This is a genomic window from Sorangium sp. KYC3313 (genome assembly GCF_052075895.1).
GTDB classification, from domain to species: Bacteria; Myxococcota_A; Polyangia; order Polyangiales; family Polyangiaceae; genus Sorangium; species Sorangium cellulosum_B.
In genome coordinates this window covers 2,802,988-2,827,603 of the sequence record NZ_CP197255.1, presented here as the reverse complement: position 1 = coordinate 2,827,603, position 24,616 = coordinate 2,802,988, and the positions used below count along the sequence as shown (strand labels likewise).

Below are 24,616 nucleotides of genomic sequence, written 5' to 3'. Positions count from 1 at the left end.
ACCGAGGATCCAACCGGGTGGGGTCCGACATGAGCCCGACGAGCGGGCCTGTTGCCATCACGCAGCCCGCGCAGCGCCCGCCATGACGGCGGCCTCGGGGACCTCGGCCGCACAAGGCGCCATCGCGACGAGCGTCATCGCGGCCCGCTCGGCCCGCTGCCGCAGCGATGAAGCGAGGGGACTGGGGCGGACCGCAGCAGAGAGGCGCCCCTGGTCGATGGCGCGTAGCCAACGCCGCACGGTCACCCAGCTGTCAGCATCGAAGCTGGCGGACCAGGGGCTGACGCGCCGCCGTACCTCGATGAGCGCTGCACCGGCAACGCCGACGAGCAGCAGGGCCAGACCGATCGCGGTCGCGGCGAAGTGCCGCTGCGGCGCGATGCCCCGTGGCACGACCGTGATTGCGGCGCTGCAGCGGCGGCATCGATAGCGGCGCGCCTCGATCGTGACGAGCCCGCCGCGCTCGCCGGCAGCCAGCGGCCCGCGCACCTGCCGCGAGCGCGTTCCGTGACCCCACAGCCCCAACCCGCCCCCCAGCGGGCACCCCGCCGCGCCGCAACGGGGGCAGCGGGCTGGCCGCGCGCGGTCTACGGTGGGCGGGGAAGCGAGCCAGCCTTTGACATCGAGGTCCAAATGGACGATCTGTTGAGGGCTCCGCTCTTTCAAGCGATTCGGAGCACGACGGGAGGGGGCACGCGGCCAAACGAGCTCCTCCCGTCGCCTATTTTGTGGCCGGCGCCGCGCCGATGCTCCGCTCCTGCCGCTGACCTACTCCGTTCGTTACGCCGACGGGTGAGGAGTCGTGCTGGTAATTTTCGAGAGGCGAACGCAATGCGCGCTCCCTCTTTTCCTGTGCTCCTGGATTCGACCGGCGCGATCGTGCTCAGGACGAGCTACGATGAGAATTTCATCGGACTCGGCGCAATGCATGGCCGGGGAGCGCCCTGCCAGCTTGCTGCCCTCGGACACCTCCCCCGTCATCGCGCCTGATCCGCCTCGGCGATGGTGTTCTCTGGTAGGTCGAGCACCCCGCCATCAAAGAGCTGGATCGACAGGCGCACCATCGGCATCAACGACGGTGCTCAGTAACATGGGGCCGCGCACCGCTGACCTCGGGGAAATCGCGTGCGCTCTTGTCGCGGAACGAGACGGCGGTGGTGTGCTGACCGATGATCGAGCGAAGCGACGACTCGCCGCCCACATGCGAGTGAGTGCTTGGCAGTCGACCGAAGACGTCCTGATTGATGCTGCGCACCGCTGCGAGGTTACGGAGTACGATTTGGATGTCATTCAGGCGACCTTGGCCGGTAACAGATACCAATGTCGAGTTCACCTCCGTAACGAATATCTCATGCAGAGACTAGCTCGGCACGGCCAGCAAGCGGAAGAGTAGCTGGGTCGTGGGTACAGGAGTTACCATGTTGATCATGAACGATATCCCGAGGAAGCAGAAGGTCTACTTCATTCGTCCGAGCAGGTACCATCTCTTCGGAACGGACTTCGAGGAGCGGGATTGCATGTCCGACGAAGAAGCGGTCGGCCGCTTCGACCAGACTTGGGATGCGAAGATCAGGAGCGCTATCCTTGATGGCGACCCAGTCGAGTACGACGATGTGCTCGGGTTGATCGCGGAGCACTCCCGCGGCTACTGCAATAGGGACCAGGAGCATCGCAAGTTTCGCTTGGAAGGCACCGTATTCGTTGCACAGATCAAAAGGACGGGTGAGTCCCATAGCCACAATCAGCTGTGGCCTGTCTTGGCCAAAAACTACGACACGCGCACCCTGTTCGTCACCTTTCAGTCGCAAGACGAGCGCACCGAGTGGAATCGCTTGGCGGCCCGCTTGGGGCATGACCCGGAGGAACTCGGGCTTCGCGCTTTGCGGGCATTTTTGCTCGCATTCAGTGCCGCCCAACAACCCGCTGCACCCGACGGTGCGGCTGTGCCTCGCAAGCTCGGCACGGCGCCCCGCGGGTGAGCGGGAAGCCGTTGGGCCGACGGAGCGTCGATCCACAGTCGAACGCCGTCACGAATCTGGATTTTTGATTCTGAACGCAAAGGATTTCTATGGCCGGCAAACGACGACATCCCGCCCACCGCGCGATCATCTATGGGGGCGTCCTCGGCGGCATGAGCAACGACCGCATCAACGAACTGCTTCACGAGGTCAAGGAGCGAGCGCTGCCGAAGTCGAGCTACGACTCGATACGCAAGCACTACGTGCCCTACTTCGAGAAGGACATGCGCCGCCTCGGTGCGGCCATCGAGAATCCGCCCACGTGGTCCGCCCTCAAGAATACGGGCGAGCGCGCCCTCCCGGCGGACGTCGCTCCCGACGACGATCCCACCGACGATGAGTGAGCTGCGTCGACGCGAGATTCGCCTGGAGTGGACCCCGGGGTCACGTGAACGTTCGCCCGGCCGTCGACCGCGGGCTGTGTAGGGCGGGGAGCATCTCGGCCTTGCAGGCGGCGGCGTCGGGTGGGATCGTCGGGGTGCACCGGCAGGACGTGAGGCAGCATGGGAACGTTCAACCTCGAAATCTCGGACGACATCCTCGACGAGGCACGCATTCCGCCACTCGAGCGGGAGGCCGTGCTCAAGCGGGAGCTGGCCGTGCAGCTGTACGCTCGCGAGCTCTTGCCCAAGGCCGCCGCTCGCCGGCTGTCGGGGATGGATCGGGTTGCCTTCGACGACCTCCTCGGGCAGCGCGGGATCCCGTCACGGCTCACGGTCGAGGACTTCGATGAGGATCTCGCCGACTTCGCTGCGTTCCGGCGAGCCGCGGGCAGTGGCGGACTCCCATGACGACGCCGCTGGTGGTGACGAACAACACGCCCGTGTCGCACCTCCTCCGGATCGGACAGCTTCCGTTGCTCGGGCTTCTGTTCGGACGCGTGCTCGTTCCCGCCCAGGTGGTCGACGAACTCGATCGAGGCCAGCACGCCCTCGGCGCTTGGCGTGAGGCGCCAGGTGCCAATGCGTTGGTCGTGGCCGCGCCACTCGATGGGCCTTTTCTGCGGCAGCTCCTCGTGCAGCTCGACCCCGGAGAGGCTGCGGCCATCGCGCTGGCGGTCGAGAGGAGCGCGTCGCTGTTGCTCATCGACGAGGTTGACGGCAGAAAGGTGGGCCGGCGACACGGGCTACGGATGACGGGGACCCTCGGCGTCTTGCTCGAGGGGAAACGTCAGGGGCACCTTGGCGAGGTGCGAGCGTGGATCGACGCGCTCGGTCGTCAAGGTTTTCACATCAGCGCCGCGCTGAAGCAGCACGTCCTCGCGGCCGCCGGAGAAGCCTGAGAATGGGCGTGAAGCTCGAGAAGCACACGTCTGCATCAACTAAGCTTTGACTAACTTCCATGGGAGCCGCGTTTGTGAGCCGTGCGATGTCACCTTTCTCTGCCCATCGAGCAACGGCACACCCTCCAGATCGCCGGACTTCCCCCGCATCACAAGGATCCATTGGATCGGATCCTGGTCGCGCAGGCCCAGGTCGAGGACATCCAGCTCTTCACCGCCGATCGGCTCATGACGCCCTACGATTTCCGTGTGCTCTGGGCAGATGCATGACCACCACAGCCCGCCGAGCGTGCAGTTCTCCTGCATCGCGGACGGCGCCGCCGCGGCCACGGGCGCGAGACGACGCCGGGGCTGCCCAGGAGACCCACCGGGGCTGCCCAGGAGCCAGACGATGGTGACGAAGGACACCAACGGGGGCGCGCAGGAGGGGCGCGGAGGCCGCGCAGGACAGGGGCGAATGTTGCGCAGGACACCAACGCGGGTGCACAGGAAGGCGCCCAGGCCGCGCAGGAGACCCCCCGGGGCTGCGCGGGAGGGTCGACGGGGCCGCACAGGAAGGCGCCGGGTCTTGTGCAGGAAGGCCAATGGCCTGCGCAGGACGGCCGGCGGCGCTGCGCAGTGCGCAGGAGGCCGCCGCGCCGCCGCTCCGCCTGGTCCCCCGCCCCGCGATCACCTCACTGCCTGCCGTGCGCGCCGCGCGCCCCGCACGCCGCCTCCGCCGCCGCCCTGGCCCGGCATGCTCCAGCCGCCGTCGCCGGCCCAGTCCGCTTCCTAGCCGACCTCGCTGCTCGGTCCCCCCGGGGACTGCTTCGTGCGCAACACTGCACCCGCAAGGCTGCTGCCTGCGGAACAGGCGCGGCGGCACATCACGCTTCCGCCCCCTCGCCGTGCATCGTCGAGAGCACCCCCTTGCTCCACGCGCGCTCGGCGCGACGGACCGCGCGACCGCGTCGCCACGGCGGGGTGGCGCCATGCCCCGAGCTGTGCGGCCCTACAAGAATTGCTCGAGTCACCGGACTGGAACGGCGCATGCTCAGGGCGAGCCGCGAGCTGGCGTCCAGGCTCGTTCAAGACTGCGAGAAGAGTGCCATGTCCGCCCTCATTGCCGAACAACACACCGACCCTCTGCGGCTGGATGTACGACCGCTGACGCCCGTGATCGGGGCGGAGATCCACGGCGTCGACCTGCGCAAGCCGCTGGACCCCGCCACGGTGCAGTCAATCGAGCAAACCCTGCTCCAATGGAAGGTGATCTTCTTCCGCGAGCAGGACATCTCCAACGAACAGCTGCTCACCTTCGGCCGCTCCTTCGGCCCGCTGACGCCGGCCCACCCGATCGCGCTGGGGCTCCCTGAGCACCCGGAGATCTGGGAACGAAAGGCCGCCGAGTACAAGGAGAACCACCGGTCGGACCTCTCCATCCCCACCGCCAAGCCGCCGCGCGACTACAAGGGCTGGCACATCGACATCACCTTCGTCGCCAACCCGAACAGGTACTCCATCCTGCGCGGCGTGGAGATCCCGCCGTACGGCGGCGACACGCTCTGGAGCAACCTCGAGTGCGCCTACGACGGCCTGTCGCCCACGATCAAGGCGCTCGTCGATGGGCTCCAGGCCGTCCACCGCACGAGCAGCTACGATAGCGCAGAGCCCAGGCCGGGCCGCAGGGCCGTGGGCCCGTTCGCCGCGCTTCACCCGCTCGTGCGCGTGCACCCGCGGACCGGCCGCAAATCGCTGTTCGTCAACCCGGGGACGACGAGCCACATCGTGGGCCTGCGAGAGCGCGAGAGCCAGGCGCTGCTCGACATGCTGGCCGACGAGGTGACACGGCCCGAGTACGCGGTGCGCTTCCGCTGGACGCCCAACGCGATCGCCGTATGGGACAACCAGGCCACAGCCCACGCCGGCCCCATCGACTACGCCCACTTCGACCTGCCGCGCGTCGTCCGCCGCATCACCGTCGCAGGCGAGCTGCCCCAGGGGCCCGACGGGTTCCGCTCGCGGCCGCTCGAAGGCGAGCTGTTCGGCGTGCTCGGCTGACGCCGCGCCCCCACGCCGTCTCCGCGCCGGCGCCCCGGCTGGTCGGGTGGTCTCGCGCTCCGAAGACCGTGCCGACGATGGCCGCCTGTCAAGGCGGATCGAGTTCTCCGTGAAGCCCGGGCGGGCGGCTCGCCGGCGGCGAGGAACGCTTCAGCTCGGGTACGAGCGGCCTCTGGTCGGGAAGGAGCCAGGCTCCGTTCTTCGTGACCTGCATGCCGGCCCTCGCCGGGCAGCGGACCAAGGACCAGGGCCGCCGCGAGCCACGGCCCCTCGCCCAGGACCCGCGCCGAGGCGGGCCCGGCTCGTGACCCGACCGAACTTGCGGTAAGCTCCCTGCATCATGAGCGACGTCGAGAATGTCCTGGTCGCAGCGCTGCGTCTGTCGGCGGAGGACCGAGCGGCCGTGGCGGCCGCGCTGATCCAGAGCCTCGATGAGACCGAGCTGACGACCGAGGACTACTGGAGAAAGAGGTGATGGGAGCGCCGCATGCGGTCCCATCAAGCCCTGATGGTTGGACGTCCAGTGACGAGCCAACCCGGGCTCTGCACCCGACGTCGTAGCGGCGAGCCGCTCGCCAACGCCACGATGCGCCCCAAGAGCGAGGAGATCTGCCGATCTGGTGGCTTCGAGCCTCCGATTATCTGCACGCCTCTGGAGCTCGTGGAGGAGTAACATCATGCGCTATTCCGATTCCATCATTGACGAGGTAGCCGTCGCGCCGGCGGCGCTGCAGTGGATCAGATCGTGAGGCTCCCTCTCGTAAAACGAGAGGCTGCCGTCGCCTCGGCGGGCCGCTAGGCGCCTGGCCTCGGTTGCCCCGCCAGCGCCCCGACGCCTTCGGCCGCAAGCCGGGCCTGCAGCCGGGGCGCCATCCAGTCCAGGAAGGCGCGGACCTTCAGCGGTAGGCGGCCCTGACCGGAGAAGACGAGGTGGATCGGAAGAGCAGGCACTTCGAAGGCCTCGAGGAGCGGCGTGAGGGCTCCGCTTCGCAGCTCCGATGCGATCTGGTAGTCCAGGGCTCTCGTGATCCCCAGGCCTGCCTTGGCCGCCACCACCGCCGCAGCGGGCGAATTGACCGCGACCCGCGCGCGCGGCTCCGCGACCACGTGGGAAGCGTCCCGTACATACCGGCGACTGGTGCGGTCTCCTATCACGGAAGGGCGATGGCGGGCCTCGCCATGGCCTCCTCTAGGCAGATGCTGAACACGGCGCACGGCCCGCCAGGCCCGGTCGCGGTGGCTCGATGAAGAACTTCGTAACGACGCAGCCCATCAGCGGCGGCTCTGTGCCGCGCTCGGTGGTCCTCCCCCCCGGGCCTGAGGACGCGCCCGCTTCCACCGACGCGGCTCGCTGGGCGAGCTCCAATCCAGCCATTCAGGAAACCGGAGCGTCTCCACGGCGACGCCGTCCTCTCCCGAGATCATCTCGCCCTGGTCGTCCCAGCGGATGCCGCCCTTGCCCGGCGGCCCCAGCGTGAAGGTGACGCCCTCGACCAATTACCCGATGGGACATCGAAGGCACTCTGACGCGCTGATTCGCCGTCGATATCGTCGCGCAGATCGACCTCTCCGGCCTCGTCCCAATCGTGGTCGGCGGTGGTTGAACTTGTGCCCATCCCGGCGGATTTCTCGCGGCACGTGCCGCCCAACTCGCGGGCAGAACCGCAGTCGTTGGGCGGATAAAGACCGGGGTACGGTCTTTCAGGCACAGGTTCCGGCACATCGCGCCGGGTCGGGCCGGCGCCTGCCGGACGTGTTCGTCCGGGCCGCGCGCACCGGGCGGCCCGCCTCGGGCATCGCGCGTGACGCCGGGGAGCTCTGACGCTAGACTGAGATCGCCGATAACGGCGCAGGAGGAAGCACCGTGCAAGCCGCCAAGATCCCCATCGTCATCCCCGCAGACCGTCGGGTAGAGCTGCTGGTGCCCGCAGACCTTCCAGAAGGTCCAGCGGAGGTGATCGTCCTCATCACCGCCCCGCAGAAGGCTGCGCCACGCGACAAGCGGGCAGCGCTTGGCATGGATCGGGGTACGGTCCAGATCGCCGATGACTTCGACGCGCCGCTGCCGGAGGACCTACAGCGAGCGTTCGATGGCGAGACATGAGGTTGCTGCTCGACACACACTGCTGGCTCTGGCTCGTCGCCGACCCCGAGAGGATCAGGCGCGACGTCGTGGAGATGCTCGTCGCAGAAGGTACTGACGTCTACATCTCGGCAGCGACAGCGTGGGAAATCGTCATCAAGCACGCGCTCGGAAAGCTCTCCCTTCCCATCCCGCCTGCCGAATACATTCCTTCTCGCATGGCCGCCCTCGGTCACCTTTCTCTGCCCATCGAGCAACGGCACACCCTCCAGGTCGCCGGACTTCCCCCGCATCACAAGGATCCATTGGATCGGATCCTGGTCGCGCAGGCCCAGGTCGAGGACATCCAGCTCGTCACCGCCGATCGGCTCATGACGCCCTACGATGTCCGTGTGATCTGGGCAGATGCATGAGCGTGCAGCGCGACGATGCCGATGCTCGGGTAGCCGTTCTCGCCCCCGTCGCCGCCTCGTCCGCCCAGCCGCCGGCCCCTCCCGATCCTCCCCCGGCGCCCCCCTTGGACGCCGCGCCGCACACGCCGAGCCCGCCCCTGCGGCCGCCGCGTCCGCCGCCTCCCTGGCCCGGCGTGCCCCAGCCGCCGTCGCCGGCCCAGTCCGCTTCCCAGCCGGCCTCGCTGATGCGCCCGATGCCCTGGCCGGGTGCGCCGACGGTGCCGCGCGCGCCTTCGTCGCGCAGCACAGCTGATTGCGACGTTGGGCCGACGGAGCGTCGATCCACAGTCGAACGCCGTCACGAATCTGGAGCAAGCACCACGTGCCCTGCTTCGAGAACGACAGAACAACACGCCCGTGTCGCACCTCCTCCGGATCGGACAGCTTCCGTTGCTCGGGCTTCTGTTCGGGCGCGTGCTCGTTCCCGCCCAGGTGGTCGACGAGCTCGATCGAGGCCAGCACGCCCTCGGCGCTTGGCGTGAGGCGCCAGGTGCCAATGCGTTGGTCGTGGCCGCGCCGCTCGATGGGCCTTTTCTGCGGCAGCTCCTCGTGCAGCTCGACCCCGGAGAGGCTGCGGCCATCGCGCTGGCGGCGCCGCGCTGAAGCAGCACGTCCTCGCAGCCGCCGGAGAAGCCTGAGAATGGGCGTGAAGCTCAAGAAGCACGAGTCTGCAGGAACCAGGCTTTGACTAACTTCCATGGGAGCCGCGTTTGTGAGCCGCGCGATACACGCGGAGCTGCCCAACGAGCCAATGCTGCCGACGGTCCGGGCAGCGCGCTTCGCGGGCTGCCCGGACCGCGGCAGATTGGCAGGGCGTCGGGCGGGTAAAGACCGGGGTACGGTCTTTCAAAGGAGGCGCTCAGGCCGAGGGCCAGGAGAGGCGGTGTGCCGCGCATCAGATCGAAGGGAGCGGCGTGCCCGGCGCCGCGGGCAGCGGGCCACGGAGCTGGCGGAGGGGGGCGCACGAGGGAGGAACAATTGCGCAGCAACCACAAAGGCGCGCGAGACGACGCCGGGGCTGCGCAGGAGGCCCGCCGGGGCTGCTCAGGAGGGCCGACGGGCTGCACAGGAGGCCGCCCGCGTGCTCGAGCTTCGAGACGAAAAGGGCACGCTCGTGCTGGCGATCGTCATCGAGGTCCGGCGCGACGTGGGGCGGAGCAGCACGCGGCCTCGGAGAGTGGCGATGTCCCCGGACACTGCTGCGACTGGAGCGGCGTGGCGGGAGCATCTTGCGTCGACGTACCCCGCTCCGCAGGAGCTTTGCCGGTCAGCAAGAGGCGCCTGACCGGCACTTGCAGCCGACGCCGGCGCGTGTTGCCGCGCACAGTCCGCGGTCTCCGCGAGCCTCGGATCGCCGCGGCGGTAAGCGATGCGACGATGCGCTGGCGCGGATGCTTTACCCGGTCGCGCCGCGTCACGTACGCTCGGGACGTACGCTCGGAAGCGGTGGCGCGATCGAGGATTCGCGCGGCGGCTGGGCGCGACGATCGACGGATCACGAGGCACAAGAGCATGGCAGAACAGGGCGCGTACACGTTCACCGCGAAGCTGCACGAGAGCGAGGGCGTGGTGATCCATCGGGCCGTCCGCGCCCGCGACGGCGCCCGCGTGGTCGTCAAGATCGGCAAGGGCGGGCCGCTCGCGCCGGCGATCCACGGCGCGCTGCGGCGGGAGTTCGCGGTGCTGCGATCGCTCGATCTGCCGGGGGTGATCAAGCCGCACGCGCTCGAGACGATCGGCGACGAGCTGGCGCTGGTGCTCGAGGACTGCGGCGGCCGCTCGCTCGACGTGCTGTTCCACGCCGGCGCCCTCGACCTCGCGGCCGTGCTGGCGATCGGCGTCGAGGTGGCGGGCACGCTCGACCTGCTGCACCGCTATCCGCTGCTGCACCGCGACGTCAAGCCGCACAACATCGTCTACAACCCGGCGACCGGGCAGGTGAAGCTGATCGACTTCAGCCTGGCGATCGCCGGCGGCGAGGACGGGGCGCCGCGCGTCGATGCGGGCGCAGGGATGGCGGGCACGCTGGCGTACATGTCGCCCGAGCAGACCGGGCGCATGAACCGGCCGGTCGACGCGCGCTCGGACCTGTACTCGCTCGGCGTGACGCTCTACGAGCTGGTGACCGGGGTGCTGCCGTTCGAGGCCGGCGACGCGATGGCGCTGGTCCACAGCCAGCTCGCGCGCGTGCCGGTCGCCCCGGCGGCGCTGATGCCGAAGGTGCCGCCGGTGCTGTCGGACATCATCATGAAGCTGCTCGCCAAGGCGGCCGAGGATCGCTACCAGAGCGCGGCCGGGCTGCGGGCCGACCTGCAGCGCTGCGCGGCCGCGTGGGCAGCGACGGGGACGATCGAGCCGTTCGCGCTCGGCAGCGCCGACCGGCCGTCGACCCCGCGGATCCCGCCGCGCCTGTACGGACGGCAGCAGGAGATCGACGCCCTGCTCGCGACCTTCACCCGCGTCGCCGACGGCGCGCGCACGCTGCTGCTCGTGCGCGCGCCCGGCGGCGCCGGCAAGTCGGCGCTGGTCCAGACGCTGGCGGCGCCGGTCGCCCGCGGCGGCGGGTTCTTCGTCGCCGCCAAGTGCGATCAGTACGACCACGGCGCGCCGTACGCCCCGATCGCCATGGCGCTGCGCGAGCTGTGCCGCACCCTGCTGACGGCCGCGCCCGAGGTCCTCGAGGCGTGGCGGCGCGCCCTCGCGTCCGCCCTCGGCAGCAGCGGCAAGCTCCTCACCGATCTGATCCCCGAGCTCGAGCTCATCGTCGGCCCGCAGCCCGAGGTCCCGCGGCTCGGCCCGGCCGAGTCGCAGAACCGCTTCAACCTGATCTTCACCGCCCTGCTGCGGGTCTTCGCCGCCGCCGACCACCCGCTCGTGCTCGTGTTCGACGATCTGCAGTGGGTCGACCCGGCGTCGCTGCGCCTCCTGCAAGAGATGCTGCTCGACGCCGAATGCAGGTACCTGCTGGTGCTCGGCACGTACCGCGACGACGACGTCGGCCGCGAGCACCCGCTGCCGGCCGCGCTCGCCGATCTGCGCGCGGCGGGGGTCGAGGTCGGCGACGTGCCGCTCGGTCCGCTGGCGCTCGCCGACGTCGAGGAGCTGCTGGCGGACACGCTGGTGATGGAGCGGCCGCAGGTCGCCGCGCTGGCGCGGATCGTCGGCGAGAAGACCCACTGCAACCCGTTCTTCATCGGCCAATTCCTGCTGCTGCTCGCCGAGGACGGCCTCCTGCGCTGGGACCCCGCCGCGCGCCGGTGGGTGTGGGACGACGCGCAGGTGCAGGCGCGCGACGTCACCGACAACGTCGTTACCCTCGTCACCAGCAAGATCCGCCGCCTGACCCCCGCGGCCCAGCGGCTGCTGCAGCGGGCCGCGTGCGTCGGCTATCGCTTCTCGTGGCGCGTGCTCGCGGCCGTCGGCGGCGACGACGGCGACGACGACGCGACCGCGGCGCTCGGCGAGCTGATCCGCGAGGGCCTGGTGGTACCGCTCGCCGGCGGCGAGGGCGACGATCTCCACCGCTTCCTCCACGACCGCGTGCAGCAGGCCGCCGACTCGCTGCTGGCGAGCGAGGTGCGGGAGGCGACGCACCTGCGCGTCGGCCGGCTGCTGCGCGACGCGCACCCGGCGGGCGTGCCCGACGAGGCGCTGTTCGAGGTCGTCGGCCACCTCGACCTGGCGCTGCCGCGGATCGGCGGCGACGAGCGGCTCGAGCTTTCGCGACTCAACCTCCGCGCGGGCCGGCGGGCGCGCGCGGCGACGGCCTACCACGCGGCGCGGCAGTACTTCCAGGCCGGCTGCGAGTGCCTCGGCGCCGACCCGTGGGCGCGCTGGTTCGAGCTCGGGTTCGCGCTGCGCGTCGAGCTGGCCGAGTGCGCGTACCTGTGCGGGGCGTTCGCCGAGGCCGACGCGCTGTTCGAGGAGGCGCTCGCGCGGGCGCGCTCCCGCGAGGAGCGGGCGCAGGTCTACGACCTCCGCGTCCTCCTGCACGCGGCGATGGGCGACTTCGCGGCGGTGGTCGCGGCCGGGCGCGCGGCGCTGGCGATGTACGGCATCGGCCTGCCCGACGAGGGCCCGGCGCTGCAGGAGGCCGTCGCGGCCGCGCTCGCGGCGGCCCACGAGCACCTCGGCGAGCGGCGGATCGGCGCCCTGCTCGACGCCCCGCCGGCGCGCGACCCGGACGTCGAGGTCGTGATGCGGCTCCTTGCGTCGATGTCGGGGCCCGTGTTCGTCGGCAGGCCGGCGCTGTTCCCCCTGATCGTGCTGCACATGGTCAACCTGTCGCTGCGCCACGGCAACGTCGACGGGTCGGACTACAGCTACGCGGTGTACAGCCTCCTGCTCGCCGGCGTCACCGGCGAGCTCGGCAAGGCCTACGAGTTCGGCGAGCTCGGGGTCAAGCTCAACGAGCGCACCGGCAACCTGCGCACCCGCTGCATGGTGCACTTCTTGTTCGGCACGTCGGTCGTGTTCTACCGCCAGCCGTACGCGGCCGGCGAGGAGTACCGCGATTCGGCGCGGCGCGTCGCGCTCGAGGTCGGCAACTTCGCCTACGTGTCGTTCTACTGCCTGCAATCGGCCGCGCTGGCGCTGATCGCCGACGCCGACATCCGCGGCGCCGAGGCCCGCATCGACGACGTCACGGCGCTCCTGCGGAAGACCCGCGACGTCGCGTCGACGGCGGTGGTCGAGTTCATGCGCCGCGTGGTCGTCAACTTGATGGGCGAGTCGGCGACGAGCGCCCTCGGCGGCGACGGCTTCGACGAGGACGCGTTCGTCGCCCACATGCCGCCCGGGGGGCTCGTGCCGTGGCTCTACGCGGTCAGCAAGCTGCGCCTCGCCTACCTGTACGGCGAGTACGAGCGCGGGCTCGAGCTCGCCGCCCGCGCCCGCGAGCTGCACGAGAGCGGCGCCGGGGCCGGGCACATGTACTCGCCCGAGCAGTACTCCTATTCGGGCCTGGTCGCCGCGGCCCGCTGGGACGCGGCCGGCGAGGCGGAGCGCGAGGCGCTGGCGCGACAGCTCGAGCGCGAGCGCGCGGCCCTGCGGCCGTGGTCGACGAGCAACCCGTCGCAGTTCGTGGCGCTCCAGCACCTGCTCGACGCCGAGGCGGCGCGCCTGGCCGGCCGCGACGCCGAGGCGATCGCGGGCTACGAGCAGGCGATCACCGAGGCGCAGGCGCGCGGGTTCGTGCTCCACGCGGCGCTGGCGAGCGAGTGCGCGGCGCGGCTGCACCTGCGCCGCAACCGTCGCGCGCTGGCCGGCGCCTACCTGCAGGACGCCCACGTCGGCTTCGCCCGCTGGGGCGCGGCCGCCAAGGCGAGCCAGCTGCTGCTCACCCGCGCCGACCTGCTCGCCCCGCCCGCGCCCGCGCGCGCCGGGCACAGCACGGGCCGCTCGACGAGCACCAACCGCGGGCTCGGCGTCGGCTCGCTCGACCTCGAGGGCCTGATGCGCGCCGCCCAGGCGGTCGCCGGCGAGCTGGTGCTGGACCGGCTGCTCGACCGCCTGATGCGGATCGTCATGCTCCGCGCCGGCGCCCAGCGCGGCTTCCTGCTCGTGCCGCGGGGCGAGGACCTGTCGATCGCCGCCGAGATGCGCACCGCGCCCGACGAGGTCCGCGTCGGCCTCGACCAGCCGATGCGCGACGACGCCGCCCTGGCGACCTCGGTGGTCCGCTTCGTCGCTCGCAGCCGCGAGTGCGTGCTGCTCGGCGACGCCGGCGCCGAGCCCCGCTTCGCCCGCGACCCCTACGTCGCCAGCCAGCGCCCGCGCTCGGTGCTGTGCCTGCCGCTGCTCCACCAGGGCCGGCTGTCGGGGATCCTCTACGTCGAGAACAACGCGATCCGCGACGCCTTCGCGCCCGAGCGCGTCGAGCTGCTGCAGCTGCTGTCGGCGCAGGTGGCGGTGGCGATCGAGAACGCCCGGCTCTACGCCAGCGTGCAGCAGGCCCGCGAGCAGCTCGAGCAGCAGGTCGAGGCGCGCACGCACGAGCTGAAGACCGCGCTCGATCAGCTCCAGGCGGTCAACGCCGACCTGGTGCGCCAGGGCGAGGCGCTGCGCGAGGCCCACGCGCAGACGCGCCGCGAGATCGGCGAGCGCGAGCGGGCCGAGCGCGAGCGGTCGGCGGCGCAGGCGGAGATCTTGCGCGTCCAGGAGAAGCGCCTGGCGGACATGGCGGCGCCGCTGCTGCCGATCACGGAGAGCATCGTGGTGATGCCGCTGATCGGGGTGCTCGACGACGCCCGCGCGTCGCAGGTGCTGGCGACGGCCCTCGAGGGCTCGGTCCGCACGCGCGCGCAGGTGGTGATCCTCGACATCACCGGCGTGCGCCAGCTCGATGCCGCCCCGGCGGCGATCCTCGCCCGGGCCGCGAGCGCGCTGCGCCTGGTCGGCGCCCAGGCGATCCTCACCGGGGTGCGGCCCGAGACGGCCCAGCTGCTCGTCCGCCACGCCGCCGGGCTCGGCGGCCTGCTGACGCTCGGCACGCTGCAGAGCGGCATGGCCTACGCGCTCGCCCATACCCGCGGCTGACGCGCCGGCGCCGCGGCCGGGGCCTCTCGGTCGCTCCCTCGCGCCTCGCCAGCGTGACGGCTTTGAGCCCCTCGCCAGAATCCATCCTCGTCGCGTCCGGCAAGAGCTCTCAGCCTCGCTCGAGGTCGCGCTGGTCGTTCATGATCGTGAGCTTCTGGGGAGGAGCGGTGGCTGTCCCCGTCCGCCATGGCGCCGCCACCCCGTGAGCTGGAGCTCTGCTCGCATTTCTCCGGCGTTTCGTGCCGGCATGAGGCGTGCTCGAGGCCGGGCGTCATGCCGACGCTCGAGCACAACGCCCTCGTCGAGATGTTCCGCGAGCACCCGGAGCTCGCGCCCCGCTTGCTCGCGACGCTCTTCCACGTCGAGGTGCCGCCTCACGCCTCGGTCGCGGTTGTCGAGTCGTCGCTCGACCAGCTCATCCCGGTGGAGTTCCGCGCCGATCTGGTGCTCGAGCTTCGAGACGAGAGCGACGCGCTGGTGCTGGCGATCGTCCTCGAGGTGCAGCGCGACGTGGACCCGGACAAGAAGTACTCGTGGCCGGCGTACGTCACGGTCGTGCGCGCCAGGAAGCGCTGCGGCACGGTCGTCCTCGTGGTCGCGCCGGACGCGGGCGTGGCGGCCTGGGCGGCGGAGAACATCGACCTCGGCCTGGGCCTCGGCAACGTCGAGCCGCTGGTGCTCGGTCCGGCCGTCGTTCCCGAGATCACCGACCCGGCCGACGCGGAGAAGGAGACGGAGCTCGCCGTGCTGTCGGCGGTGGCGCACGGCAACGGGCCAAGCGGGCTGACGGTAGTCCAGGCGGCGCTCGCCGGCCTCGGCCGGCTCGACCAGGCGCACGCGATGGTCTATTTTCAGCTCATCTGGAACGGGTTGCGTGAGCCGATGAGACAGGCTCTGGAGGCATTGGTCATGGAACGGCAGATCGAAGGCGAGGCGACGTTTCCCCCGTTCGTGCAGAAGCTCATCGATCGCGGCAAGCTCGAGGGCATCCGTGAGGGCGAGCTCAAGGGCATGCGAGAGGGCAGGCTCGAGGGCAAGAGGGACACGCTGCTGCGGCTGCTTGCGCGTGCAGGGATCGTGCTCACCGGGGACGAGAGCGCGCGCATCCAGGCATGCACGGACGTCGCGACCCTCGACCGCTGGATCGAGAACGTCCTCGGGGCGAAGACGGCCACCGAAGTGCTCTCCTGACGGTCGATGGTGCGACCCGACTGGCCAGAGATCCTGAAAGCCCGTCCCTTCATCTCCCCACTCGTCAATGACACCCATCTGGACCACCGAACTTCCGTACTCGCTGACCGGCTCGATGGTGCCTGTCTTGGATGCCATGACGGGTTCTCTGCTGGTCTCGGATGGCTGGGGCGCTCCCTTCGCATCGTTGTCGCTCCGGCGCTTGTCATTGTCGGACGGCGAGGTCACCGGCGCCGCTCGCGTCCGGTCCGCCGTGGTTTCGACGGCTTTGAGCCCCTCGCCAGAATCCATCCTTGTCGCATCCGGCAAGCGCCTTCTTGAGCTCGAGCGAGCGACTCTGCGCGAGATGAGGCGCTGGGACAAGGGTGTGCCACAGTACGCTCACCACGTTGTGCGCATCGGCGAGCTCGCTGTGTGCATGTCCTCGCGAGGACCAACGGCAGGGCTCTTCCATCTCGATGACGGCTCCTGTCGCCGCAAGACAGTCGGTTCCTGCCAGGGGCTCTATCGTCACGACGCGCGAAGCGCGCTGATATGTTCAGGCAGCGAGGGCGTCGTTGCGATGCTCGATGCCGCCGAAGTGACCCTCACGGCGATCGCAGCGCCGGGCCCTTTCATTCATGCAGCGTACGCGGACCAAGCCGCCGTGGTTCTCCTTGGTCTCGGCGTTCCGTTTGACGTGACCAGCCAGAGCGTGACCCACAATCGCATGTCAGGACGCTTGGCATTCGTGCGAGCTCAGCCCGGCGCCAAGGTGGTCGCGATGGATGCCCCCGTCCCGTTTTCCTGGCTGAGCCTGAGTCCTGACGGCCGGCGACTCGTTCTTGCTGATGGGCAGGATGTCTATGTATGCACGTGCGACGGGACATCCGTGGAGGTTGCGGCGCGACATGAGCTCCCTGCCCCGCTCGAGGTCGCGCTGGTCGTTCATGATCGTGAGCTTCTGATTGCAATCGACACAACGTCCAAGCGAGGAGTTGTGTCTGCGTGGCGTATCGGGCTCCAGCAGTCGCCATCGCTGTCCTGGCTAACGAGTGGATGAGCGCTTCCATGAACCTGATTCAGCTGGCCGACGCCCTGACCGCATGCGCTGTCGCTGATCCCTGGGCGTTCGACGGCGGCGACCTCTTGGAGACGCTCTCCAGGATCGAAATGACGACCGGCGTTCTTCAGCCGCCGTTTTCCACGGAGCTCGAGCTGAACGATCGCTTCCTCGTCGTCGATCACGAGGCCCATGTGCCAGCGTCCTCTGTCTGGGGCTTCGCCGATCGTACGGAGCTTGAAGCGTTCATCCTTGGCCCCGCGGGTCTGACGAATCCGTTCACGACCTTCTGCGTCGCCTTTGTGGACGGCAGCTGCTGCCCGTTTCGGCTGCTCTACGTCGACGGCGCACGAGATGTCGAGTTCAGCAAAGCCGCGCAGCTGGAGCGCGACCCCTTTGGGCAGGAGTATCCGGAGCTCCGGCTCGAATGGTCGCCGACCGCGCGACGTCGCTCGTGACGCCTCCGTGCAGAGAGAGGCCCAGAGGTGGACTGACTGGCTAGCTCCGAGCAGCGCGGTGCGTTGGCGGAGCTGGGATTGATCGATGAGTACGAGTTCATCGTGCATCCCAGGCCAGCCACCTCGGCCGTCATGAACGGGTCCTCGCCGCTCGGCCCGAGCTGGGCCTTCCCCGCGTGCCCGGCGGCCGGGCCTTCGCCGCCACCGGCCGTGTCTCGCGTGCCTGGGTCGCGTAGGCACCAAGCAGCGCGACGAGGTGCTCGAAGACGAGGCGGACGCGGCGCACGGCGCGCAGATCCTCGTGCATGACGACCCAGACGTCCAGGTGGAAGGCGAGCGCGGGCAGCACGCGCACGAGCGGCACCGGCCGCCGGCTGAGCGGGAGCTGGCACACCCCGATGCCGAGGCCGGCGCGCACCGCGGCGAGCTGCGCGATGTCGCTGTCGCTGCGGAACGCATAATCGCGCGGCCTGGTGACGAGCCCGGCGGCGGCGAGCGCGTCGATGATGGCGCGGGAGCCGTCGGCGCCGATGAGGGCGTGGCCCGGCACGAGCCCCGCGAGCGACGTCGGGGCAGCGCGCGCGGCGAGGTACGCCCCGGTGGCGAAGAGGCCGAGCTCGACGCGCCCGGCGCAGCGCCTCACCAGGCCGGCCTGCGTCGGCTCCGCCATGCGCACGGCGACATCGGCGTCGCGGCGCAGGAGATCCTCGGTGCGATTCGTGGCGACGAGCTCGATCTGAAGGCGCGGATGAGCGACGAGGAGCGCGGCGAGCATCGGGGGGAGCACCTCGGCGCCGACGACCTCGCTGCACGTGACGCGCACGGTGCCGCGGTCGGCATCGGCGGGGCTCGACACGGCGCGCACGAGGGCGCGCGCGCTCGCGGCGATCGACTCGGCGTAGGGCAGCGTGGCGAGCGCGAGCTCGGTCGGCACCAGGCCGTTCGGCGCGCGGGTGAAGAGCACGACGCCGAGCTGCGACTCGAGCTGCTCGATCTGGCGGCGCACGGTGGGCTGCGCGACGCCGAGGGCACGCGCGGCGGCGGAGAGGCTGCCGGTGCGCATGACGGCAAGGAAGGCACCGTAGAGGTCCCACGAGGGCTCGGCTGGGCTCATCAAAAGATGATGAGCGGATGGACGCATTTGTACAATGTTCATGAGCACCCGCGGCGACCATGCTCTCCCCGTCGCCGGCACCCGCGCCGGTACACACGACGAGGAGAACGACCATGACCACCGCCGCGACGCTCCCTGCGCTCGACCTTGCCGCCTCTACCCGCCGCCCCGTGCCGCAGCCCGCCTGCGAGGTCTCGGCGGGCGGGGCCAAGGGCATGCCGCGCGCGCTCCTGCGCCTCGAGGGCGCGCTCGTGCTCGGAGCAGCGCTGCTCGCCTACGCGCACCTGGGCGGGAGCTGGGGATGGTTCGCGGCGCTGTTCCTCCTGCCCGACCTGTCGATGCTCGGCTACCTCGCGGGCCCGCGGGTGGGCGCGGTCGTCTACAACGCGGGGCACAGCCATCTGGCTCCGGCGCTGCTCGCGGTCGCGTCGGTCGCGCTCGGCTCACCGGCGCTGCTGCTCGGCGCGGCGATCTGGGTCGGGCACATCGGCTTCGATCGGATGCTGGGCTATGGGCTCAAGTACGGGACGGCGTTCGGCGACACGCACCTCGGCCGCGTGGGCTCGAAGCGCTCTTTCAAGCAACGATGGTTTCAACGGTCGCCGGCCTGAAGACGGCTGCTGGAGTAATAGAGTGGACGGCTGCCAGAAAATCGGCGCGTCTCCACGGCGACGCCGTCCTCTCCCGAGATCATACAGCGAGCGTTCGATGGCGAGACATGAGGTTGCGCTCGACACACTGCTGGCTCTGGCTCGTCGCCGCCGCCGCCCTGGCCGGGCGTGCCCCAGCCGCCGTCGTCGGCTGGAGTTCGCGTAGGATCGAGATCAATGACGACCGTTGAGATGCGAACGCGCGCACGCAGCTGCCTCCTCGCTGGTGCGCTCGGCGACGCATGGGGCGGTCCGTACGAGGGCCTTGCCGGGCCGGTACAGCCCGTCTTCCCAGAGGCTCCGCGGCTCTCCGATGACACCTGACTGACCCTCGCCACGTGCGAGGCCATCGTGCAGAGCCGAGGACGCGTACAGCCGGAGCGGATCGCCGAGCGCTTTCGTCACTGGTTCTCCGTGGTCGCGGCCGTTCTGCCGGACACAGCGGTTCGCGATCATTTGCTTGATCTCGCCGAGTTTCGAGGCACACCGAGCGAAGCCGCTGTCCGGTTCGGGTGCTCCGGCCATGTGGTTGAGGCCGTACCGATGGCCCTGTTCGTCGCAGCGGCGACCACGGACGGGCCCATCGGCGCGGTCATCGCGACCGCAGTCTCGCTGGGCGGCGACGCCGATACCATCGCGGCCATCGGAGCCCAGATCGCCGCCGTCGGGGGACGGCCGCTCCCCGATGATCTCGTCGCGAGGCTCCCCGAGCTCCCGCAGATCACTCCGATACTCAACCGCTTCGTATCCTTGCTGAAATGACGACCAGGGCCGGGCTCGGCGAACAAGCGGCTGGAACCGACGAAGCCTGCGGCGTGGATGACCGAAGCCTTGCGACAGGTCGGACGGGCGTGGCACGATCGAACGTCGGCCTCGGCGGGCTTCGCGGCTCACCCGCAAGCCGTCAGGCAGCGCAGGGCAGGCGAAATAGGCCGCTTGAAGGGGGGAGACAGTGGCCGGCGCGCGAATGGCGTGTCACCTTCTGCCGGGAGGCCCGTCAGACGATTGAAGGCATCGAAGGAACCAGGTGCGATGAGAAAACCGGAGCTGGTGAGGTTCGAGATTGAAGGCGCCGAAATGTCGGTCCGCCTGGCGGGCGATCGGGAGAAGCCGGCGATTCTCCTGATCCACGGCTTTCCAAGCTCCTCGGAATCGTTCCGGAACGTGATCGACACCCTCGCGCGGGACTGCTTCGTGATCACCCCGGACCTTCCGGGGTTCGGCGGCTCCGAGCCGGTCGAGCGCCCCTCATTCTCGCGTTTCGCGGACATGATCGACGGACTGCTCGCGCGGCTCGGAGCCGGGTCCTTCCACCTCTACCTCCACGATTATGGAACGGCGGTAGGACTTCATCTCGCCACGCGCGCGCCGCGCAGGATACGCAGCCTCATCGTCCAGAATGCCAATGCCCATGAGAGCGGGATGGGGCCGCAATGGTCGGCGACCAGGGCCTATTGGGACGATCCCACGCCGGAGCGGGAAGCCGAGGCGACCGCGCATCTGACCTTCGAGGGGACGCGCGACCAATATCTGGGCGGCGTGCCCCGGGACATCGCAGAGCGCATCGATCCCAGGCTGTGGGAGGAGGACTGGCGGATCATGTCGCTCCCCGGCCGGATCGAGACGCAGCGTGCGTTGGTGCTCGACTATCGCAGCCATGTCGCGCGATTCGGGGAGATCGCCGATTATCTCGACCGCTGGCAACCCCCGGCGCTGATGCTGTGGGGGCGGCACGATGTCTTCTTCGATCTCGAGGAGACCCTCTCCTGGATGAAGGCGCTCCCGCGCATGGAGGCGCACATCCTCGACGGCCCGCATTTCCTGCTGGAGACCCATCCGGCCGAATGCGCCGCGTTGATGAGCGCCTTCGTCAGGCGCGTGGACGGGCTGCGTTAGGAAGCGCGCACCGTGAGCTCGTACAGGAGAGCCTCCTCGCGTCGGTCCTCGCCGAGCGCGCTCGCAGGAATTGTACGACGCGCTGCGATCGACCTATCGTCGACGCCATGTCCACGTCGCTGTCCGAGATGTCCCGCTCGCAGCTGCGGTGCTTCATGGCGGTCGTGGACGCGGGGTCGTTCGCCGAGACCTGCCGGCGTATCGGCATGTCCATGCCCAGCGTCTCCAAGACGATCGCCCGCCTCGGGGCGACCTACGGTGTCAAGGGAGGGCATGGCTGTGTTGCCCTCGCGGCCACATGGCGCTTGGCGCGGACGAGCTTGCGCTCGCCGCTGGAGCGCCGGTATCTTCGGCGAGCGGAGGCGGTAGGGGCGCGTTGCGATCGGTCGTTGTTTTCCTGCGGGACACGATGGAGTCTGCGGTCACGGCGTACCTCGACGCCGCCTACCCGGAGCAGCGGGACCCGTGGGTCGTGTTCGTGGCCGGTGAGTAACTGACGTCGAAGCACAGCTGGGGGTTACAGTTGCACAATAAAGCACAGAGTTGGCCGCTGGTCGCAGCGTTGCTCGCAGGGGCGTGTCAGAGCCTCCCCGATCGGGCGCCTACGGCCGCATCCGCGAGCGCGGGAGCCCCTGCGCATGAGCAGGCTCCGCTGGCACCCCCCGCGCCGGAGCCAGCTCGCTCTGGCGAGCCGGCTCCGGCATCCACCGACGCGGGCTCTCCAGGCGCCGCTTCAGGATCTGGCACGATGGTCATCGTCGACAAGAATCCATTTTGCGGCTTGCCGAGCTCGGCGGCCGGCCGCGAGCCGAGCCACGCATGGCTCGCCGCTCCGGTGTTGCAGCAGCGACTCGAGTTGCTCAACCAGGAGGTGGAGAAGGTTGCATCGTCGTTGATCGGGATCACCTTCGACGATGAGGGGAAAATTGCCATCGTGGTCTTTCACACGGATTTCGATGGTTTCGACAAGCTCAAGAGCCAGCTCGAAGGGCGCGTCGACCCGCTGCATGTGGCCCTGCGACCGGGCTGCTTCCCCCGGGAACGGCTCGCCAAGGGCAGTTCGATCGTCGAAGCACGCGACTGGCATCCGAAGGCCAAGTCGATCGGGCTGACCTGGGGTCTGGACGCATCCTTCTCCGGACTTTCCGTCACAGTCGACCAGAGCGCCCCCGAGGTCTCGGCTGCGCTCGAAAGGCGCCTCCAGGAGCAGGGCCTCGGCGACGTGGTGAGGGTCAAACGTGGGCAAGTCCAGCGACTGAACAAGTGATGCTCGCGCCCAGCGGCCTCTCGCGCTCGCAGAGGGATGAGCGCCGTCGATGCCGCTCAGGGGACCACGAGCCCGGCGCGCGCCAGCCGCTCGGTCAGGGCGGCGAGCCCGCGTTCGTACTCCCAGGACAGCACTCGGCCGTGGGACGAGGTCACCAGCGCGTACCTCTCGGAGTCCGAAACGCCTATTTGTTCAGGTTTGGCGACACGCTCTAACAGGATGGAGATGCCTTGCGGCTCGATCCCGTCCTTCGAGGCGCGAGCTCAAGGTGGTTTTCACCGGCGTGGCGCCGACGCCAGCGCTCGAGCACGTTGACGAGGGCCGCGAGGATCCGGCCCAGCGCTGCCCCGAGGCCAGGCGAAGGCTCGTCGCACAGCGTCGGTGCGACCGAGAGTCGCAGCCGGTCGCGGAGGATCTCCTGAGCGCGGCGAATGGATCGTGGATCCCGGCGGTCGAACCAGATGGCTTCGCCAAATGACTCGCTGGCCTCGGGGCCTTCGTCCTCCACCGGCCCGAGGTACAGGGTCACGGTGTGTCGTCCCAGTGTGGCTGGCGGGTCGATCCGCATGTTCCTGGGAAACAGCATGCTCCGCGCTCGTGACAGCTCGGTGGCGCAGGCGAAGACTCTCCGTTGCAGCGCGGCGCTCACCCCGCGGGCCGTGGCGTGGACGCGGCCCCGTCGATGCATGGATAAGTTGCTGAACCAGCGTCGCTTTTCCGGGAGGGATGCGGATCGCGGAAGGTCCTACATGTCCACCAGCGCGTGCAGCGTGGCTGTACGGTGGGATGGCCACGACGAGGACCAAGCGGAGGCGCGCGGCTCCTGGACGCGGTATGGACACCTGGATACGCTCGTCGAATGAGCGACTTGTTCGACAGTGACTCGAACGAGCTGTTCCCGCCCGCCGACCGGGCGAAGATCGAGGCGCTCACGGAGGATCCGGACGCGAGGGTGAGCTACGAGCTGACCAAGGGGATGCTGGCCTGGTCGGATGAGCAGCCGCGCGACGTCGAGCTGTCCACGTTCACGAAGGTCGTAATGCTTTCGAGAGGATCGAGTTCTCGGACATGTAGCCTGCGGGTGATCGCGAGGGCCTCCTGCTCGACGACCTTCAGGACCTGATCGGGAGGAGACGACCAGCTGCTCGGATCGAGCACGGTGCTGGACGCCAGGTACGTGCTGTCCTCGAGCGACGGCGAGGCCGTCGTGGTAAGGAACCGTGGACCGCTCGGCGCGCTCGTTTCAATACTCGGCGGCCGCGATGATGACCCTCCGCGGCCGCCGTGCCGGCGATCGGCTGCAGCTTCAACGAGGGGCGGCGTCGAGCCGCATGTCTACGGGAGGACTTATGCAGGTGATCGTCGCGGGCGGTGGGATCGGCGGCCTGGCCACGGCTCTGGCGCTGCACGGCTCGGGTCATGAGGTGACGGTGTTCGAGGCGGCGCCCACCATCCTGCCGCTCGGGGTCGGCATCAACCTCCTGCCCCACGCCGCCGAGGTGCTGGGCGAGCTGGGTCTTTTCGAGGCCCTGCTGGCCAAGAGCGTGGCGACCCGCGAGCTCCTCTATTTCAACCGCTTCGGCCAGCGCATCTGGGGCGAGCCCCGCGGCCGCTTCGCGGGTCATGCCACGCCGCAGCTCTCCCTCCACCGCGGCGCCCTCCAAGGCGTGCTGTTCGACGCCGCCGTCGAGCGGCTGGGCACAGGCCGGGTGCTCTGCGATCGGCGCCTCGCGGGCCACGAGCAGGGCGGGGGCCGCGTCGAGGCGCTCTTCCTCGATCGCGCAGGCGCGGCGTGGAAGGTCTCCGCCGACCTCCTGATCTGCGCCGACGGCATCCACTCGGCGGCGCGCGCCAGCCTCTATCCGGACGAGGGGCCGCCGATCTACGGCGGTCACATCCTCTGGCGGGGGACCACCCTGGCGATGCCCTTCCTCACCGGCGCCAGCATGATCATTGCCGGGCACCAGGACCAGAAGTTCGTCGTCTATCCGATCTCCCCACCGGGGCCGGACGGCCGCCAGAAGATCAACTGGGCCGCCGATCTCGCGTTCGCCAGGAGCCTGCGACGGGAGGACTGGAACCGGCGGGGCGACCCCGCCGACTTCCTGCCCAGGTTCGAGGACTGGCGCTTCGGCTGGCTGGATGTGCCCGACCTGATCCGGAGCGCCGAGGCGATCTACGAGTTCCCGCTGGTCGACCGCGATCCGCTGCCGCGCTGGAGCCATGGGCGCATGACGCTGCTGGGCGACGCCGCCCATCCCATGTATCCGAACGGCTCCAACGGGGCGAGCCAGGCCATCCTGGACGCCCGCGCCCTGGTCCGCGCGCTCGCCGCCCATGCCGATCCGGTGGAGGCGCTGGCCGCCTACGAGGCCGAGCGCCTGCCCGCCACCGCCGCCATCGTCGCGTCCAATCGCCGCAACGGTCCGGAGCAGTGCTTGCAGATCGCCTATGAGCGCGCGCCCGACGGCTTCGACCGTATCGAGGACGTCTTCGCCCCCGGCGAGCTGGAGGCCATCGCCGCCCGCTACAGGGTGCTGACCGGCCTGAAGCACGCCTCGGAGCCCCCTGTGCGCTGACAAGAAA

At 69.7% G+C, this 24,616-nt stretch carries 24 protein-coding genes and 1 pseudogene; 20 read left to right on the top strand and 5 right to left on the bottom strand.

Features of this window, described 5'->3' with window-relative positions; all coding sequences use genetic code 11:
- Positions 1-57 precede the first annotated feature (57 nt).
- The gene (locus ACSRUE_RS11065; RefSeq protein ID WP_441290975.1) at positions 58-489 is read right to left on the bottom strand and encodes a hypothetical protein; all 432 of its coding nucleotides are present in this window, start codon (positions 487-489) and stop codon (positions 58-60) included.
- A 580-nt stretch (positions 490-1,069) separates the two neighbouring features.
- The gene (locus tag ACSRUE_RS11060) at positions 1,070-1,333 is read right to left on the bottom strand and encodes a hypothetical protein (protein ID WP_441290974.1); all 264 of its coding nucleotides are present in this window, start codon (positions 1,331-1,333) and stop codon (positions 1,070-1,072) included.
- Between the two features lie 85 nt (positions 1,334-1,418).
- Between ACSRUE_RS11060 and ACSRUE_RS11055 the strand changes: the two genes are divergently transcribed.
- The 6 genes from ACSRUE_RS11055 (at position 1,419) to ACSRUE_RS11030 (ending at position 5,815) form a co-directional block, all read left to right on the top strand.
- Positions 1,419-1,979, top strand: coding sequence for a hypothetical protein (locus ACSRUE_RS11055; RefSeq protein WP_441290973.1), 561 nt, complete (start codon positions 1,419-1,421; stop codon positions 1,977-1,979).
- 89 nt (positions 1,980-2,068) lie between these two features.
- Positions 2,069-2,362, top strand: a complete 294-nt coding sequence (locus tag ACSRUE_RS11050) for a hypothetical protein (protein WP_441290972.1) — start codon at positions 2,069-2,071, stop codon at positions 2,360-2,362.
- Between the two features lie 159 nt (positions 2,363-2,521).
- The gene (locus ACSRUE_RS11045; protein ID WP_441290971.1) at positions 2,522-2,809 is read left to right on the top strand and encodes a UPF0175 family protein; all 288 of its coding nucleotides are present in this window, start codon (positions 2,522-2,524) and stop codon (positions 2,807-2,809) included.
- Positions 2,806-3,300 carry a DUF3368 domain-containing protein gene (locus ACSRUE_RS11040; protein WP_441290970.1) on the top strand — a complete coding sequence of 165 codons (495 nt, stop codon included), beginning with the start codon at positions 2,806-2,808 and terminating at the stop codon, positions 3,298-3,300. Before ACSRUE_RS11045 ends, ACSRUE_RS11040 begins: the two co-directional genes overlap by 4 nt.
- 1,089 nt (positions 3,301-4,389) lie before the next feature.
- Positions 4,390-5,340 carry a TauD/TfdA dioxygenase family protein gene (locus ACSRUE_RS11035; RefSeq protein WP_441290969.1) on the top strand — a complete coding sequence of 317 codons (951 nt, stop codon included), beginning with the start codon at positions 4,390-4,392 and terminating at the stop codon, positions 5,338-5,340.
- A gap of 340 nt (positions 5,341-5,680) precedes the next feature.
- Positions 5,681-5,815, top strand: a complete 135-nt coding sequence (locus ACSRUE_RS11030) for a hypothetical protein (protein ID WP_441290968.1) — start codon at positions 5,681-5,683, stop codon at positions 5,813-5,815.
- Positions 5,816-6,135: 320 nt separating this feature from the next.
- Here ACSRUE_RS11030 and ACSRUE_RS11025 read toward each other — a convergent pair whose 3' ends face one another.
- Entirely contained in the window at positions 6,136-6,447 is a 312-nt protein-coding gene (locus ACSRUE_RS11025) for a LysR substrate-binding domain-containing protein (RefSeq protein ID WP_441290967.1), read from the bottom strand.
- Positions 6,448-7,204: 757 nt separating this feature from the next.
- On the opposite strand from ACSRUE_RS11025, the gene ACSRUE_RS11020 reads away from it, so the two are divergent.
- The 7 genes from ACSRUE_RS11020 to ACSRUE_RS10990 all read left to right on the top strand — a co-directional run bounded on the left by ACSRUE_RS11020 (position 7,205) and on the right by ACSRUE_RS10990 (position 17,103).
- Complete coding sequence (locus tag ACSRUE_RS11020; RefSeq protein WP_437764093.1) at positions 7,205-7,444, top strand: hypothetical protein; 240 nt, start codon at positions 7,205-7,207, stop codon at positions 7,442-7,444.
- Positions 7,441-7,836: a type II toxin-antitoxin system VapC family toxin gene (locus ACSRUE_RS11015; RefSeq protein WP_437943399.1), complete on the top strand. Its 396-nt coding sequence runs from the start codon at positions 7,441-7,443 to the stop codon at positions 7,834-7,836. Before ACSRUE_RS11020 ends, ACSRUE_RS11015 begins: the two co-directional genes overlap by 4 nt.
- 396 nt (positions 7,837-8,232) lie before the next feature.
- Positions 8,233-8,478, top strand: coding sequence for a hypothetical protein (locus tag ACSRUE_RS11010; protein WP_441290966.1), 246 nt, complete (start codon positions 8,233-8,235; stop codon positions 8,476-8,478).
- A gap of 909 nt (positions 8,479-9,387) precedes the next feature.
- Complete coding sequence (locus tag ACSRUE_RS11005) at positions 9,388-14,412, top strand: AAA family ATPase (RefSeq protein ID WP_441290965.1); 5,025 nt, start codon at positions 9,388-9,390, stop codon at positions 14,410-14,412.
- A 273-nt stretch (positions 14,413-14,685) separates the two neighbouring features.
- Entirely contained in the window at positions 14,686-15,603 is a 918-nt protein-coding gene (locus ACSRUE_RS11000) for a hypothetical protein (RefSeq protein WP_441290964.1), read from the top strand.
- Positions 15,604-15,670: 67 nt separating this feature from the next.
- Positions 15,671-16,645 (top strand): hypothetical protein, encoded by a 975-nt coding sequence (locus ACSRUE_RS10995; RefSeq protein ID WP_441290963.1) that lies wholly within the window; start codon positions 15,671-15,673, stop codon positions 16,643-16,645.
- A gap of 8 nt (positions 16,646-16,653) precedes the next feature.
- A complete protein-coding gene (locus tag ACSRUE_RS10990) occupies positions 16,654-17,103 on the top strand; it encodes a hypothetical protein (protein WP_441290962.1) in 450 nt (149 codons plus the stop codon).
- Between the two features lie 130 nt (positions 17,104-17,233).
- On the opposite strand, the gene ACSRUE_RS10985 is transcribed toward ACSRUE_RS10990, so the two are convergent.
- On the bottom strand, positions 17,234-18,217 hold the full coding sequence (locus tag ACSRUE_RS10985) for a LysR family transcriptional regulator (protein WP_441290961.1): 984 nt from the start codon (positions 18,215-18,217) through the stop codon (positions 17,234-17,236).
- A 113-nt stretch (positions 18,218-18,330) separates the two neighbouring features.
- Between ACSRUE_RS10985 and ACSRUE_RS10980 the strand changes: the two genes are divergently transcribed.
- From ACSRUE_RS10980 to ACSRUE_RS10960, 5 genes and pseudogenes are all read left to right on the top strand, one after another.
- Positions 18,331-18,828 carry a DUF4260 domain-containing protein gene (locus ACSRUE_RS10980; protein ID WP_441290960.1) on the top strand — a complete coding sequence of 166 codons (498 nt, stop codon included), beginning with the start codon at positions 18,331-18,333 and terminating at the stop codon, positions 18,826-18,828.
- Positions 18,829-19,218: 390 nt separating this feature from the next.
- Positions 19,219-19,629: an ADP-ribosylglycohydrolase family protein gene (locus tag ACSRUE_RS10975; protein ID WP_441290959.1), complete on the top strand. Its 411-nt coding sequence runs from the start codon at positions 19,219-19,221 to the stop codon at positions 19,627-19,629.
- Positions 19,630-19,899: 270 nt separating this feature from the next.
- Positions 19,900-20,763, top strand: a complete 864-nt coding sequence (locus ACSRUE_RS10970) for an alpha/beta fold hydrolase (RefSeq protein WP_441290958.1) — start codon at positions 19,900-19,902, stop codon at positions 20,761-20,763.
- Positions 20,712-20,969: pseudogene (locus ACSRUE_RS10965) on the top strand (hypothetical protein); the annotation flags it as partial. The gene ACSRUE_RS10970 and the pseudogene ACSRUE_RS10965, both read left to right, overlap by 52 nt.
- A gap of 542 nt (positions 20,970-21,511) precedes the next feature.
- A complete protein-coding gene (locus tag ACSRUE_RS10960) occupies positions 21,512-22,030 on the top strand; it encodes a hypothetical protein (RefSeq protein ID WP_441290957.1) in 519 nt (172 codons plus the stop codon).
- 211 nt (positions 22,031-22,241) lie between these two features.
- Here ACSRUE_RS10960 and ACSRUE_RS10955 read toward each other — a convergent pair whose 3' ends face one another.
- On the bottom strand, positions 22,242-22,679 hold the full coding sequence (locus ACSRUE_RS10955) for a hypothetical protein (protein ID WP_441290956.1): 438 nt from the start codon (positions 22,677-22,679) through the stop codon (positions 22,242-22,244).
- Between the two features lie 210 nt (positions 22,680-22,889).
- On the opposite strand from ACSRUE_RS10955, the gene ACSRUE_RS10950 reads away from it, so the two are divergent.
- Together ACSRUE_RS10950 and ACSRUE_RS10945 are read left to right on the top strand one after the other, a co-directional pair.
- Positions 22,890-23,153, top strand: a complete 264-nt coding sequence (locus ACSRUE_RS10950) for a hypothetical protein (protein ID WP_441290955.1) — start codon at positions 22,890-22,892, stop codon at positions 23,151-23,153.
- Between the two features lie 226 nt (positions 23,154-23,379).
- On the top strand, positions 23,380-24,609 hold the full coding sequence (locus tag ACSRUE_RS10945) for a flavin-dependent oxidoreductase (RefSeq protein WP_441293077.1): 1,230 nt from the start codon (positions 23,380-23,382) through the stop codon (positions 24,607-24,609).
- The last annotated feature ends 7 nt before the right edge of the window (positions 24,610-24,616 follow it).

What these genes read in the sequence shown, in the direction of transcription:
- ACSRUE_RS11055 (WP_441290973.1), top strand. Translation starts at nt 1,419, where the DNA reads ATGTTGATCATGAACGATATCCCGAGGAAGCAGAAGGTCTACTTCATT.
- ACSRUE_RS11050 (WP_441290972.1), top strand. Translation starts at nt 2,069, where the DNA reads ATGGCCGGCAAACGACGACATCCCGCCCACCGCGCGATCATCTATGGG.
- ACSRUE_RS11045 (WP_441290971.1), top strand. Translation starts at nt 2,522, where the DNA reads ATGGGAACGTTCAACCTCGAAATCTCGGACGACATCCTCGACGAGGCA.
- ACSRUE_RS11040 (WP_441290970.1), top strand. Translation starts at nt 2,806, where the DNA reads ATGACGACGCCGCTGGTGGTGACGAACAACACGCCCGTGTCGCACCTC.
- ACSRUE_RS11035 (WP_441290969.1), top strand. Translation starts at nt 4,390, where the DNA reads ATGTCCGCCCTCATTGCCGAACAACACACCGACCCTCTGCGGCTGGAT.
- ACSRUE_RS11030 (WP_441290968.1), top strand. Translation starts at nt 5,681, where the DNA reads ATGAGCGACGTCGAGAATGTCCTGGTCGCAGCGCTGCGTCTGTCGGCG.
- ACSRUE_RS11015 (WP_437943399.1), top strand. Translation starts at nt 7,441, where the DNA reads ATGAGGTTGCTGCTCGACACACACTGCTGGCTCTGGCTCGTCGCCGAC.
- ACSRUE_RS11005 (WP_441290965.1), top strand. Translation starts at nt 9,388, where the DNA reads ATGGCAGAACAGGGCGCGTACACGTTCACCGCGAAGCTGCACGAGAGC.
- ACSRUE_RS11000 (WP_441290964.1), top strand. Translation starts at nt 14,686, where the DNA reads ATGCCGACGCTCGAGCACAACGCCCTCGTCGAGATGTTCCGCGAGCAC.
- ACSRUE_RS10995 (WP_441290963.1), top strand. Translation starts at nt 15,671, where the DNA reads ATGACACCCATCTGGACCACCGAACTTCCGTACTCGCTGACCGGCTCG.
- ACSRUE_RS10990 (WP_441290962.1), top strand. Translation starts at nt 16,654, where the DNA reads ATGAACCTGATTCAGCTGGCCGACGCCCTGACCGCATGCGCTGTCGCT.
- ACSRUE_RS10985 (WP_441290961.1), bottom strand. Translation starts at nt 18,217, where the DNA reads ATGAGCCCAGCCGAGCCCTCGTGGGACCTCTACGGTGCCTTCCTTGCC.
- ACSRUE_RS10980 (WP_441290960.1), top strand. Translation starts at nt 18,331, where the DNA reads ATGACCACCGCCGCGACGCTCCCTGCGCTCGACCTTGCCGCCTCTACC.
- ACSRUE_RS10970 (WP_441290958.1), top strand. Translation starts at nt 19,900, where the DNA reads ATGAGAAAACCGGAGCTGGTGAGGTTCGAGATTGAAGGCGCCGAAATG.
- ACSRUE_RS10960 (WP_441290957.1), top strand. Translation starts at nt 21,512, where the DNA reads ATGGTCATCGTCGACAAGAATCCATTTTGCGGCTTGCCGAGCTCGGCG.
- ACSRUE_RS10950 (WP_441290955.1), top strand. Translation starts at nt 22,890, where the DNA reads ATGAGCGACTTGTTCGACAGTGACTCGAACGAGCTGTTCCCGCCCGCC.
- ACSRUE_RS10945 (WP_441293077.1), top strand. Translation starts at nt 23,380, where the DNA reads ATGCAGGTGATCGTCGCGGGCGGTGGGATCGGCGGCCTGGCCACGGCT.